We start from the raw sequence: 12,562 nt of genomic DNA, 5'->3' as shown, positions 1-12,562 counted from the left end.
CCTTGCGGGAAGAGGGGAGCCTGTCAGGACCTCCCAACATTTTCATTGACACCCCAAGCACTCCCCTCACCCCCTTGCAGCCACTACCCGATCCGTCCCGCACCCATGCAACTCACCCTGGTCGTTCCCGAACTCCTCTGGCCTGAACCCGACGACCGCGAAAGTGTCGACGCGCTCCGCTGCGATGGCCTGAACACGCTGATCGCGCGCAGCCGGTGCACGCGCCGGCCGCCGCAGTCGCTCGAGGCGACGCTCTGCGATGCTTTCGGCCTTGCCGGGAATGCCGCTTATGCCGCCTTCCGGGTGCGCGGGGAAGTCGCCGCACCGATCGTCGCCGGCGCCTGCTGGTTGTGCGCCGACCCGGTGCATCTGCGCCTGCACCAGGAACGTCTGATTCTCGCCGACGGTGGCCGTCTCGACATCACCGCCGCCGAAGCGACGGCCATCGTCGACGAACTTAATCGCCAGTTCCCGGATCGCGGCACTTTCCACGTCGGCACACCCGATCGCTGGTATCTGCAGCTTGCCGGCCATATCGAACTCGGCCATTCCGATCTCGGCCGCTTCGACGTGCTGCCGCTGTCCGTCGTCGCCGGCCGCAGCGTTGGCCGGCAATTGCCGGAAACCGCCGAGTGGCGCTGGCTGCGCCAATGGCTCAACGAAGTGCAGATGGTGCTGCATCAGCACCCGGCCAACACCAGACGCGAGGACGCCGGCCAGTCGACGATCAACAGTCTGTGGCTATGGGGTGCCGGGGTCCTGCCGGCCGGCAGCGCGCAGGACTTCACCGGCGTCTGGAGCAACCACCCGCTGGCACGCGGCCTGGGTCGCGCTTTCGGTGTGCCGGTGCAGGCCGTCCCCGACGATGCCGCTGCCCTGCTGACACAGGCCAGCCCCGGCAGCCACCCACTGCTCGTTCTCGATTCGCTGCAAGCGCCGGTACAGTACGAAGACGGCGAAGCCTACCGCGCCCAACTGCTCGCACTCGAAACCCGCTGGTTCGCGCCGCTGCAGCGCGCGCTCGCCAGCGGGAAAATCCGGCGCCTGCGCCTCGCAGCATCGACGGCCTACGCCATGCTGACCTGGGAAAGCAGCCGCAGCGAACAGTGGCGGCTGTGGCGCCGTCCGCAGCCGCTGGCGGCCACCGTGCAGGCACTGGCCAACCGTCATGACCAGGACGCGCCATGACCCGGATCTGCAGCCGCAGCGTCTCGCCGCGCATCCAGTGGCAGCTCGAACAGCAGGGTGTGCACCCGTTGCTGGCGCGCATCTACGCCGGGCGCGGCATCGTCCGGCGCAGCGAACTCGATTACGAATTCTCGTCGCTGCTGTCCCCGGCCCGGCTGACGCACGCCGCCGAAGCCGCCGTTCTGCTCGCCGACTGCATCGCCGGGCAGCAGAAAATCCTTATCGTCGCCGACTACGACTGCGATGGCGCCACCGCCTGCGCGCTGGGTGTCCGAGCGCTACGGGCTTTCGGCGCAGACGTCGATTATCTGGTCCCGAACCGCTTCACCTACGGCTACGGACTCTCCCCCGACATCGTCGAGCTGGCCGCGACGAAAAAGCCCAAGCTCATCGTCACCGTTGACAACGGCATCGCCAGCGTCGACGGCGTCGCCCGCGCCAGGCAGCTCGGCATCGCCACGCTGATCACCGACCACCACCTGCCGGGCGACGAACTGCCGGCCGCCGACTGCATCGTCAACCCCAACCTTCCCGGCTGCGGTTTCCCGAGCAAGCATCTGGCCGGCGTCGGCGTGATCTTCTACGTGATGCTGGCGCTGCGTGCCGAACTGCGCGAGCGCCACTGGTTCGCTATGCGCAGCGAGCCCCGGCTCGCTGCCTTGCTCGACCTGGTCGCCCTCGGCACGATCGCCGACGTCGTCAGGCTCGACCACAACAACCGGGTGCTCGTCAGCCAGGGCCTCAAACGCATTCGCCAGGGCCAGCTCACCCCTGGCCTGCGCGCCATTTTCCGCGCGGCCGGACGCCATCCGGCGCAGGCCTCGGGCAACGATCTCGGCTTCATGATCGGCCCGCGCGTCAACGCCGCCGGCCGCCTCGCCGACATGTCGCTGGGAATCGAATGCCTGCTCACCGATGACGAAGGACGCGCGCTGAACATCGCACAACGACTCGACGCGCTCAACCGCGAACGCCGCGAGATCGAATCCGGCATGCAGGAACAGGCGCTGTTCCAGATCGCCAGGGCCGCTCCCGACCTGGACGAGAACGCCGCGGCGGCGGTCTCGCTGTTCGATGCCGACTGGCACCAGGGCGTCGTCGGCATCGTCGCCGCACGCATCAAGGAAAGGCTGCACCGTCCGGTCTTTGCCTTTGCACCCAGCGGCGGCGGCGAGATCAAGGGATCGGGCCGTTCCATCGCCGGCCTGCACCTGCGCGATGCCCTCGACCTGCTTTCCAGGCGCGCGCCGGGCCTGCTGCTGCGCTTCGGCGGGCACGCCATGGCCGCCGGGGTGACGATGCGCGAAAGCGACTTTGCCTGTTTTCGCGAACTGTTCGCAGCCGTCGTCGACGAGTTGCTGGCGCCCGCCGACCGCACGCGCACGCTGGAAACCGACGGCGGCCTCGAAGCCGCCTATCTCTCGATCGCCACGGCGCGGCTGCTCGAGGCCGAAGTCTGGGGCCAGGGCTTTCCGGCGCCGCTGTTCCAGGATGAATTCGTCGTCGAGAGCCAGCGCATCCTCAAGGACAAACACCTCAAGCTGCGCCTGCGCAAGGGCACACAATTCCTTGAAGCGATCCAGTTCAACTTTGACCAGCCACCCGGCAACACCATCCACGCCGCTTACCGGCTGGCGATCAACGACTACAACGGCGTCCAGACACCGCAATTGCTGATCGAGCATCTGACCACCCCTGCCGGCTGAAGGGCCTGACACGCCAGCCATTCGGAACCCGTTTGGAGCACTTTTTCGGTGCATTTCGGGCACCTCGGAGCGTCTTTTCAAGGACCCCGCAGACGGTGCTTGACGAGTCGCTGCACGCCGGAGATACTTCCACCGAAGCGGGCGTTTTGGGCGTCCGTTCTGTCCTCGTTTCTCGAATCGTTTCTCGACCCTCCCGACTTTTTTGATCAACCGAATCTGGAATAAGCCCATCATGAGTGCAACACAAATCAAACCCGGCGTCGCCACTGGCGACGAGTTGCAGGCCATTTTCGAACTGGCCAAGGCCAAGCAGTTCGCGCTGCCGGCGGTGAATGTCATCAACACCAGCACGGTGAACTCGGTCATGGAAACCGCCAAGGAGCTCAATGCTCCGGCGATCATCCAGTTCTCCAACGGCGGCGCGCAGTTCTTCGCCGGCAAGGGTCTCGACAATACCCACCAGCGTTCGTGCATCGCCGGCGGCGTCTCCGGCGCCCAGCACATCCATCTGATGGCCGAACTCTACGGAGCAACGGTCATCCTGCATACCGACCACGCGGCCAAGAAGCTGCTGCCGTGGATCGACGGCCTGCTCGACGCCGGCGAGCAATATTTCAAGACGCACGGCAAACCGCTCTACAGCTCGCACATGCTCGACCTGTCGGAAGAACCGATCGAGGAAAACATCGAGATCTGCAAGCGCTATCTCGAACGGATGAGCAAGATGGGAATGACCCTCGAAATCGAGCTCGGCGTCACCGGCGGTGAGGAAGACGGCGTCGACAACAGCGGCGTCGACAGCTCCAGGCTCTACACCCAGCCGGAAGACGTGGCGATGGCCTACGAAGCGCTCTCGCAGGTCAGCGACCGCTTCACCATCGCCGCGGCCTTCGGCAATGTACACGGCGTCTACAAGCCGGGCAACGTCAAGCTGCAGCCGATCATCCTGAAGAACTCGCAGGATTACGTGCAGAAGAAATTCGGCACCAAGGACCTCCCGGTCAACTTCGTCTTCCATGGCGGATCGGGATCGACCCTCGAGGAAATCCGCGAGGCGATCTCCTACGGGGTGATCAAGATGAACATCGACACCGACCTGCAGTGGGCGTTCTGGGATGGCGTGATGGGCTTCTACAAGAAGAACGAAGGCTATCTCCAGGGTCAGATCGGCAACCCCGAAGGCGATGAAAAACCGAACAAGAAGTACTACGACCCGCGCGCCTGGCTGCGCAAGGGTGAAGACGCTTTCCGGGCTCGCCTGAAGCAGGCCTTTGCCGACCTGAATAACATCGGCACGCTGGGTTAATCGATTCCCGGCGCATGCCAACGGGCTGGTCCAGGTCTGGGCTGGCCCTTTTTTGTGCCTGCCGGAGATCCCCCTTTTCCATAGGAACACCGTAAGTACAACCACAGTACACCGAGGATCAAACCATGAGTACCCTGGTAGAGCAGCTCATCCAGACAGAAGCGCACCAATCGATCTTCGAATCGGCCGTGCGCCAGCTTCCCTTGCCGGTCTGCGCCGCATTCGGCTCGTCGGGCAGCCCGACACCGGTCAGCTTCAAGAACACCGAACGTATCCTGAGCACCAAGGACAGCGACGCCGTCCGCGCGCAGTTCCCGCAGAGCGTCGCCGCCTCCAACAATGTCGTCCTCACCTCCTCCGGCAGCAGTCCCGCGACCGTACAGGGCAAGCGCATCGCCGTGCTGTTCTCGGGCGGTCCGGCCGCCGGCGGCCACAACGTGGTCTGCGGACTCAAGCGGGTGCTTGGCGCCGGCAACACGCTCCTTGGCGTCAGGGCGGGTCCGAAGGGCCTGCTCAAGGGCTCGCTGTTCGAAATCACCGACGCCAACGTCGACTTCATCCTCAACACCGGCGGCTTCGACTTTCTTGGCTCGGATCGCACCAAGATCAAGAGCGACGAGCAGTTCGCACAGGTCCGCGAAACCTGCATCAAACACCAGCTCGACGCCATCGTCGTCGTCGGCGGTGACGATTCCAACACCAATGCCGCAGTTCTCGCCGAATCGCTGTTCACCGGCGTCAAGGCCGACGGCTCCGGCGTGCAGGTGATCGGTGTGCCGAAAACCATCGACGGCGACCTGCAAATCGGCGACCTGCTGTCGATTTCGTTCGGCTTCGATACCGCGACACGGATCTACAGCGAGATGGTCGGCAACATCCTGCAGGACACCAGCTCCTCGCTCAAATACTGGCACTTCGTCAAGCTGATGGGCCGCTCGGCTTCGCATGTCGCACTCGAAGTCGCGCTCCAGACCAAGCCGGCGATTACCCTGATCTCCGAAGAAATCGCTGCCAACCAGGAGTCGCTGGCGAGCATCATCGACCGCGTTGCGCGGGTCATCGTCGAACGTTCGCACCGGGGAATGAACTACGGCGTCCTGCTGGCACCGGAAGGCCTGATCGAGTTCATCCCGGAAATGAACGCCATGATCGCCGAACTCAACGATGTCCTCGCGCACCACGCCGCCGAGTTCGCCGCCCAGGCTGACGACGCCAAACCGGCTTTCGTCGGCAGCCGGCTCAGCTCCGAAAATGCCAGTTTGCTGGCCTCGCTGCCGCATTACATCGTGAACATGCTGCTCGCCGAACGCGACTCGCACGGCAACCTGCAGGTCTCGCTGATTCCCACCGAGCAGTTGCTGATCGACATGGCCAGGCAGCGCGTCAGGGAACTCGATGCCAACGTCCCCTTCGCCGCGCACAGCCACTTCCTCGGCTACGAAGGCCGTTGCGGCGCACCGACGCTGTTTGACGCCGCCTATACCTACAACCTCGGCCTGACTGCCGGCTCGCTGATCCTCGACGGCCGTACCGGTTACATGGCGACGATCACCGGACTCGCCAGCGGCGGCACCCCGCAGGCGATCCCGCTCGCCGGCCTGCTCAACATCGAACGCCGCCACGGCAAGGATGAGTTCGTGATCGAGAAGGCGCTGGTCAGGATGGATTCGCCGGCCATGCAGTACTTCGTCTCACGGCGCGAGGCCTGGGCGGCCAGTGATCTCTTCGCCTCACCGGGTCCGCGCCAGTTCTGGGGTCCGACGACGGATCAACTGCCGATCAGCGTCGCGCTGAACTCGGGGGCCGACGCGCTGATGTTCAGGATCGGCTGAGCGCTCAGCTTCGTCGAACCGGCAAGGGCCATCGATGACGATGGCCCTTTTTTGTGACCCATACGGCAAAGTCCAACCGGAGCCGGGTGGCGCGCCTCAGACAGGTGTTTTCAGGAGATTTTCAATCAGGTCGCCACGCCGGAAGGTGGCCGAGAGCTGTTGCAAGGAAATTTCCTGACCGCCGTAAAGCCCTTTCAGCGCGTTGTCCACGTCCTGCAGCGAGGCTGCGAAATACACTTCTCCCTTTTCTTCGACCAGCTTACTTACGCGTGCGAAGTTTCGGTGATCCATCCCGTCCAGATCCACGCCTAATTCCTTGAGCAGACGGCGGCCCATTTGCATGGCAATGAAACAAGAGGCATAGCGGACGAACATGGGGTCGTCTTGATCCGGACGGCGGCGATGGTTTTCCGCGATCCGGTAAAGCAGAACCGCAGCAAGAACCTGGGTGCCGTTAAGCGTGTCGTTGAAAATGAGGTCGTACAGCTTGCCGAAATGCTCACGGGTGAGAAATTTGGCCTGATGCGGCGCGTGCCGCCAGACGGCCAGAATCGCCTCGGCGGCGGCCCCTGATGTGATGTCCGTCGGTCTGGCGGCACCCTCCATGCGTTTGCGCCGATAGGTGAAACCCAGCGCTTGAATGCTCTGCTCCAGGCGCTGTTGTCTTGCATCGTTGGCATGCAAGTCTTTGAGGTCTACCGGATTCTGTCTGTTGGTCGCCTGGGTGATCCGCAGAACGATGTCTTCGTTGTCTTTGGGCAGCTTGTAAATACGCACCAGAACGCTGGCTTCGGCAGGCAGCGTTTTTCCCTTTTTTTGTAGTTCCTCTGACGTTCTGAAAATGGTCATGCAGGTCTGGCCACCGTTGACGATTTGCAGGTTCTCGGCGTTGATCTGGTAATCGCTGCTTTGTAGTGCGTTGTAGGCAAAATCCTCACAAACCAGCGTCAGCCCGTTGTTAAAAAAATAGAAGTCAGGGGGGTTGCTCGAGAGCAAGGTGGTGCGGATGCCCTCATTGACGCGGTTGCCGTGCAACCCCAGGTAACGGCGAATATTGCGATCCAGCAACTTCTCGCCATGCGTCTTCATCAGTGCAGCGACTTCAGTGACCGGGATATGGCCAACACACACCCGGCTGAAATTCATGTCTTCGACAAGCGCCTTGCCGGTCAGGCGCAAGGTTTCATCGACGGGTCTGATGCGCTGTAAAACGCTGATGAGCACATCGTGATTGACATGCTCCCAACTGACCTGGTCGCCGAATCCCGCGCGATCGACCTACGCTTGCTCTCCCCACGCCAGCGCGGCAGACAGCGCGCCACCAAACGCCTGAAAACTCCCCGAACGGTTGCGTTCCGGCTCCATATGCCGAGCGATCGAACGTGCGCACTCGAGCTTGTGCAATCCGCCACTGAAATAACCCGCCCGCTGCAGAACCCGTTCAAGCGCTTCCCAGGTGCCACCCAAGATCGCATCCGGGTCACGGAAACCCGCTTTCGCCGGGAGGTTCACCGAAACTCGCGGATAGGCGGCCTGTACCGCCTGCCAATCGCCGAAGAACCAGGCTTCCAGTTCTTCGATGGCAATGCGGTTCGCCACCTGGAATGGCCTGCCCACGCCAGCGACTGATTTGCTGAGCAAACCCGCATCGGCTGCCATGGCCTCCAGGCGTCGCTTCAAGTCAGCGCAATCATCGTCATCGCGATCCACAAGCACCAGAATTGCCCAGTTTTCGGGCAGCCAATGGCGATACCCACGCAGGCGCTCGGGCAAGTGGGTAAGCAAGTCATCCTTGCACTGAAAACGCCGGATCTCGAAATCCGTTTCAGCCAGCAGCCGGGGCAGAAAAATCTCCAGAGCCGCCTCCATCGACGGCTCTTCGACCAACACGATCAGTTTCTCCAGCATCAGTGACGCTCCCGCCTGGTCGCGCGCGGCGCGCCTTGGTTGACGAGCGGGTCCCCGAGACCGAAGTGGCCCTCCATCCACAAATGACCCAGCGATGCTCCCGCCTGGATGAACTCGGGAATTCCCCGGATGTCGCAGGCGCGCACCACTTGCGTGAAACCTTCCTCATCGCGATACAGGACGCGCACTTCGTCGGCACGCATGGCATTCAGGAAGAACGGCGAATGGCTGGTGATCAGCAGTTGCGAACGTTCGGAAGCAACCCGGCACTCCTTGGCCAGCTCCGGCAGCAGACGCGGATGAAGGAAATTCTCGGGCTCCTCGATACCAGTAAAGCGCGGTGGCTCCGGGTCGTAGAGAACGGTCAGATAAGCCAGCATCTTCATCGTGCCGTCGGAGGCATACTTGGACAGCACCGGTTGTTCAAAAGAGGCGTCCTTGATCTGCAGCAACAGGTGGTCATCGCGCATCAGCTCTGCATCCACCCTTTCCAGGCGCGGAATACGCTGGCGCAGGACCAGAAAAATCTTCTCCAGCCGATCCGGGTACTGCTCCTTCAAATACTGGATAACGTTGGCCAGATTGTCGCCATTCTTGCTCAAGCGCTCTTGCGGGCCGGCCTCCGGCTGGCTGCGGGTTTGATCGATCGACAGATACGACACGTACCAGTCGGTGATGAACTCGCGCAGCGCCGCCGCCCGCGGATGGTCGGAAAACTGGCCCAGCGTGCTCACTGCCACCAGATCGGGAGAACGCAGTTTTTGCGGGACACGCTTGTCGTCCTCATCGGGCATTTCACCGCTGATGGCAGAACCCTCGCCGCGTGCAAACTCCAGGAAACGAAACGGTCGTCCATGGCTGCCCCGCTTCCATTGCAAGAACTCCTCGACCACTTCCGGGCCTCTGGCTCCTTCGTCGATCGCCAGGTGGTAAGTAATCAGCGGTGTGCTGGGGCTTTCCCGGTATTTCAGATCGAATACGATGGGACCGGAAGCGCCCCGCGTCTTCAGCTCCTTGCTCCGACCCCGCCGATCCCAGACGTGGCGCAAACCGAACTGGAAACACTCGGACAGAAAATTGAACACGTCGAATAGCGTCGATTTGCCACTACCGTTGGGCCCCAGCAGCACCGTCATCGGTGTCAGGTTGCCCAGATCCACCTTGCGTAAAGCGCGGTAGTTCTCCACCCGCAGGGATTCGATACGCGGGATGCCCGCGGGCCTTTGGCGGTGATTCCGGCTCATGCTTGGTCTCCCGGCTGCAGTGCATCGATGCACCACAAGATGTCTTGTCGCGCATCAGCGGACAAAGTGTGCTCCATAAAGCTTGTCAGGCTCATCCAGAACAACCCGCCCCGGCTCGAATCCGTAGGCACCCAGTTCCCTGGCCAGAGCGTCCCGGTACTGTTGCAGTCCATGACCCTGGGGTTTCGTCGGCAAAACCGGTCGGATACGTCCGCGCAAATCACGCACGAGGACGATATCGTCGGCCAGTGTCGTGCCAAGCCGTTCCGTAATCTGAATGGCCGTCGCCAGCGCCTCCTGAAACAAGATTTGGCTTGTCGATCTCATATCACGATGTCGTCCAGTAGCGCTGTGTCGAGGCAGGTCTTCGCCAGCTTTGCGCCCAACCGATGTTCATTGACAGTGGATTGAATGAACGTAGAGCGGGCATCATAACGTTGGTCCACCTTCCAGTTCGAGAAAATATTGGACGATGTGCGCCCCGCCAGCTCGCGCCGGGTGGACCGCCGCCCAGCACTTCCACCGCATCGGTCTGCGCACCGACAGAGTGCTCCCGCAGGCGGTCGTTTGCACCGTCGCGAAGCACAGCGATCGGCAGAGCACACGCCGATACCGGTCGACACGATCTGATCGAATGGAAATCAGCGGCTTGCAGAAGCGATCTTAGACGAGCACGATTCTTGCTTTTGACTAGGTGTTTTTTCAGCACTGATGACAGCCATGAGCAATGTTCACCGACTCGAACTCCCTTCGGATCACGACGCCTGTCCGCCCGAGGGAACGCGCAGAATCATCAACGATGCCGAGCGGGTGCTCTACGACGGTTACTGGATCAAGACCTATCCGGTTCCCGTCGATTCCTTACAAGCCAAGAAGCAACTGATCGAGGCGCTGACCCGACGCCTGTTCAACCATACCGAGCACGGACTCAACATTCCGGGCTGCCGGCTGGGCGAGGCTCGAAGGAGTTACCAGGCGGAGACCGACCCCGGCCGGCGTCGGGTCAAGGCCGCGATGCTCGCCGGCGCCCTGTTCAACCGTGCGACCGACATTTTCCGGAAACTGGTCGAGTTGCAGGCCGACGGCATCGAGATTCACAGCGACGACGCGCTGATGCGCGAATGCGGCCAATGCCTGCTCGACGCGATGGACCTCGGGCATGTCGTCCTTCACCGCAGCGGCGAGGAAGGCATCGACGAACTCTGGGGCGAGCCCTTCCGCGCCTTTTCGGTACCGATCGAGGAATTCTACGAAAACCGCTACATCAAGATCGGTCAGAGCATGCGCGACATCGACCGGATCGCCGAGGTGATGATCGCCACCTTCAGCCGCATTCCCGCTTTCGCCGCGATCGAAACCCCGGTGCGGGATTTTGCCTGCGCCGCCCGAATCAAGACCGAAACCCTGCGCACCGACCGGGACATTTTCGATGTCTGGTCGCAACTGGTGACCGCCGGCGAGCGGCTGGCCAACTTCACGCCGAAACCTGTCGCCAAACCGCTCGGAGAACGAACCGGCAGGCTGCTGTACCGGGTTTCCGATGGCCTCCAGTTGCTCCGCAACGGCCGCGACCTGGTGTTCTACATCGCCCGCGCTCGCACGCCGATGCCCAAGAGCACCCGTGAATACACTGAACGCTGCGAGGCCTACCTTGCCACCGGCCGGGTTCCCTGCATGCCGGCGCCATTGCCGGCCTGAGAACCGTCGCCAGGCTCCTCAGCCAGCCGGCATCGTGGCGAAGAAGGCTCCAGTCTCGAAAATGGCGGGGGCAAAACCCTGTCCCCGCGAAGACAGATGCCGTTTGAGGACGAAATCGAAGAGCAGGGGATTGTGGTGGCGGATCACTTCCAGCTCCGCGACCGCCGACTGCGGCAGCATGCCCCGTGCGGCGAACTCCGCAGGCAGGATCAGCGGCACGATGCCCGGCAAGGGATAATCGGAACCATTCAGCAAACGCGCATGCCATTCGCTGCGCTCGAGCAGCGTGCGCAACACTTCCTCGTTGCGGTTCCGAAGTGTCAGCGCCGAAATATCGCCAAACAACCGCTTTTCATAACGCGCTTCGCCCATCAGGCGAGCGAACAGATCAAAACAGGGCAGCGGCGCCGCGTTCGCACCCCGGTCGACATCGACAGCGCTGCCGAGCGAGGCGCAATGCGCCACCACCACCCGGACGCCATGGTCCATCGCCCGCCGCAGCAGGAGCGGGTTGCCAAAGGCCGGCTGGTCGCCGCCGGGAGCGGCTTTTTCCTCGCCGGCATGGCTGATCAACGGCAAGCCGTGTTTCGCCAGCGCGGCATAGAAACGATCGCAACGCTTCGACGATGGGTCGATGCCCATGGCCGGCGGCAACCATTTGACCGCCCGCGCACCTCCTTCGACGGCAACAGCCAGCGCCTCGACGCAGTCGCCGCGATACGGATGAATCGACGCCGCCCACTGAAAATACTGCGGATGGCGCGCGGCCACGGCCTGCGCGTAGGCGTTCGGGGTGTAGAAGGAACTGCGCTGCGGGTCGGCCCGACCATCGAGGTCGTGGAAGCGGTCGAACGCAAAGAGCAGCAGCTTCGCCCCCGGCCGCAATCCTTCGACGAGATTCTGCAGGCGATCGACGTAGCTCTCGTCCACTCGTCCCGGTGCATCATGGACACAGCCGGCGTTCAGGTAGAACAGGCGCTGCGCATACTGCAGCGGGTGCAGGAAGCTGTCCATCTGCGGATTGACCTCGCTGCCGCTGTCCGAATCGCCGGTACCGACCAGGTGCACATGGCTATCCAGAAACAGCACCGGATCGACCCCGTCCCACGCGCTCTGCACCCACTCGCCGGCCGCAACGGCTGCCGGCAGTTGCGCCTGACAGCGATTGAACCAGGCTCGCCAGGGCTGCGCAACGACGCCCGACAAGGCCAGCGCACCGCCGCCGGCGAGCGCGGCAACCAGGGCACGGCGACGCGGCGGGTTCATCGCCGCAGCCGACGGCCAGGCGCTACGCCGTCGGATCGAAGCGTCGGAAGCACGCAGGACACTGCGCAAGAATGCAGCGAGAAACCGCTTGTTGACCCAGAGTCAAACCACATGCTCCACACCCTCACTGACGACCTGAGCTTTTGTTAGTGGAAACCGATATGCTCTCTCCCCTATCGCGGGTGCGAAGGCGGGGTTTCGCGGAGCACTGCTCCGCGCCGCCGTAGCCAGCCCGCGATGCAGCACGGGCCGTGGAAGGGGGTTGGAGGAAAGGGGCGTCCAATTCACCTAAACCGGCGAAGCCGGAACCAAAAAGGTTGAAGCTGTGGTCCTATCGTAGATAAATAAACGGAGGCGATCATGACCGAGAGGTTGACGGACCGGTACCATGAACGGCTTGCCGGGGTGCTTTCC

The 12,562-nt window shown here is 62.6% G+C and carries 9 protein-coding genes and 1 pseudogene; 5 read left to right on the top strand and 5 right to left on the bottom strand.

The genetic code is table 11. From position 1 onward, the window contains the following. Window positions 1-105: 105 nt before the first annotated feature. From V5B39_RS13170 to V5B39_RS13155, 4 genes are all read left to right on the top strand, one after another. Complete coding sequence (locus V5B39_RS13170) at window positions 106-1,188, top strand: hypothetical protein (protein WP_332343351.1); 1,083 nt, start codon at window positions 106-108, stop codon at window positions 1,186-1,188. Beyond that, complete coding sequence (gene recJ, locus V5B39_RS13165; RefSeq protein WP_332343350.1) at window positions 1,185-2,894, top strand: single-stranded-DNA-specific exonuclease RecJ; 1,710 nt, start codon at window positions 1,185-1,187, stop codon at window positions 2,892-2,894. Before V5B39_RS13170 ends, recJ begins: the two co-directional genes overlap by 4 nt. Before the next feature lie 232 nt (window positions 2,895-3,126). Beyond that, the gene (fbaA, locus tag V5B39_RS13160) at window positions 3,127-4,200 is read left to right on the top strand and encodes a class II fructose-bisphosphate aldolase (RefSeq protein ID WP_332343349.1); all 1,074 of its coding nucleotides are present in this window, start codon (window positions 3,127-3,129) and stop codon (window positions 4,198-4,200) included. 125 nt (window positions 4,201-4,325) lie between these two features. Beyond that, complete coding sequence (locus V5B39_RS13155) at window positions 4,326-6,032, top strand: diphosphate--fructose-6-phosphate 1-phosphotransferase (RefSeq protein ID WP_332343348.1); 1,707 nt, start codon at window positions 4,326-4,328, stop codon at window positions 6,030-6,032. Window positions 6,033-6,128: 96 nt separating this feature from the next. On the opposite strand, the pseudogene V5B39_RS13150 reads toward V5B39_RS13155, so the two are convergent. The 4 genes and pseudogenes from V5B39_RS13150 to V5B39_RS13135 form a co-directional block, all read right to left on the bottom strand. After that, window positions 6,129-7,310: pseudogene (locus tag V5B39_RS13150) on the bottom strand (AIPR family protein); the annotation flags it as partial. After that, window positions 7,311-7,940: a DUF4276 family protein gene (locus V5B39_RS13145; protein ID WP_332343346.1), complete on the bottom strand. Its 630-nt coding sequence runs from the start codon at window positions 7,938-7,940 to the stop codon at window positions 7,311-7,313. Then, window positions 7,940-9,184 (bottom strand): AAA family ATPase, encoded by a 1,245-nt coding sequence (locus V5B39_RS13140; protein WP_332343345.1) that lies wholly within the window; start codon window positions 9,182-9,184, stop codon window positions 7,940-7,942. The genes V5B39_RS13145 and V5B39_RS13140 overlap by 1 nt, the downstream gene beginning before the upstream one ends. A gap of 54 nt (window positions 9,185-9,238) precedes the next feature. Continuing rightward, on the bottom strand, window positions 9,239-9,511 hold the full coding sequence (locus V5B39_RS13135; protein WP_332343344.1) for a hypothetical protein: 273 nt from the start codon (window positions 9,509-9,511) through the stop codon (window positions 9,239-9,241). Between the two features lie 393 nt (window positions 9,512-9,904). On the opposite strand from V5B39_RS13135, the gene V5B39_RS13130 reads away from it, so the two are divergent. Beyond that, a complete protein-coding gene (locus tag V5B39_RS13130; protein WP_332343343.1) occupies window positions 9,905-10,882 on the top strand; it encodes a hypothetical protein in 978 nt (325 codons plus the stop codon). An 18-nt stretch (window positions 10,883-10,900) separates the two neighbouring features. On the opposite strand, the gene V5B39_RS13125 is transcribed toward V5B39_RS13130, so the two are convergent. Then, window positions 10,901-12,148, bottom strand: a complete 1,248-nt coding sequence (locus V5B39_RS13125; RefSeq protein WP_332343342.1) for an amidohydrolase family protein — start codon at window positions 12,146-12,148, stop codon at window positions 10,901-10,903. Between the last annotated feature and the right edge of the window lie 414 nt (window positions 12,149-12,562).

This window comes from Accumulibacter sp. (assembly GCF_036625275.1).
Lineage (GTDB): Bacteria > Pseudomonadota > Gammaproteobacteria > Burkholderiales > Rhodocyclaceae > Accumulibacter.
Note: the sequence above shows the minus strand (reverse complement) of the source record. Positions and strands in the feature narration are given on the sequence as shown.

Bases quoted from the DNA above. Each gene is read 5' to 3' on its own strand.
- V5B39_RS13170 (WP_332343351.1), top strand. From the start codon at position 106: ATGCAACTCACCCTGGTCGTTCCCGAACTCCTCTGGCCTGAACCCGAC.
- recJ (WP_332343350.1), top strand. From the start codon at position 1,185: ATGACCCGGATCTGCAGCCGCAGCGTCTCGCCGCGCATCCAGTGGCAG.
- fbaA (WP_332343349.1), top strand. From the start codon at position 3,127: ATGAGTGCAACACAAATCAAACCCGGCGTCGCCACTGGCGACGAGTTG.
- V5B39_RS13155 (WP_332343348.1), top strand. From the start codon at position 4,326: ATGAGTACCCTGGTAGAGCAGCTCATCCAGACAGAAGCGCACCAATCG.
- V5B39_RS13145 (WP_332343346.1), bottom strand. From the start codon at position 7,940: ATGCTGGAGAAACTGATCGTGTTGGTCGAAGAGCCGTCGATGGAGGCG.
- V5B39_RS13140 (WP_332343345.1), bottom strand. From the start codon at position 9,184: ATGAGCCGGAATCACCGCCAAAGGCCCGCGGGCATCCCGCGTATCGAA.
- V5B39_RS13135 (WP_332343344.1), bottom strand. From the start codon at position 9,511: ATGAGATCGACAAGCCAAATCTTGTTTCAGGAGGCGCTGGCGACGGCC.
- V5B39_RS13130 (WP_332343343.1), top strand. From the start codon at position 9,905: ATGAGCAATGTTCACCGACTCGAACTCCCTTCGGATCACGACGCCTGT.
- V5B39_RS13125 (WP_332343342.1), bottom strand. From the start codon at position 12,148: ATGAACCCGCCGCGTCGCCGTGCCCTGGTTGCCGCGCTCGCCGGCGGC.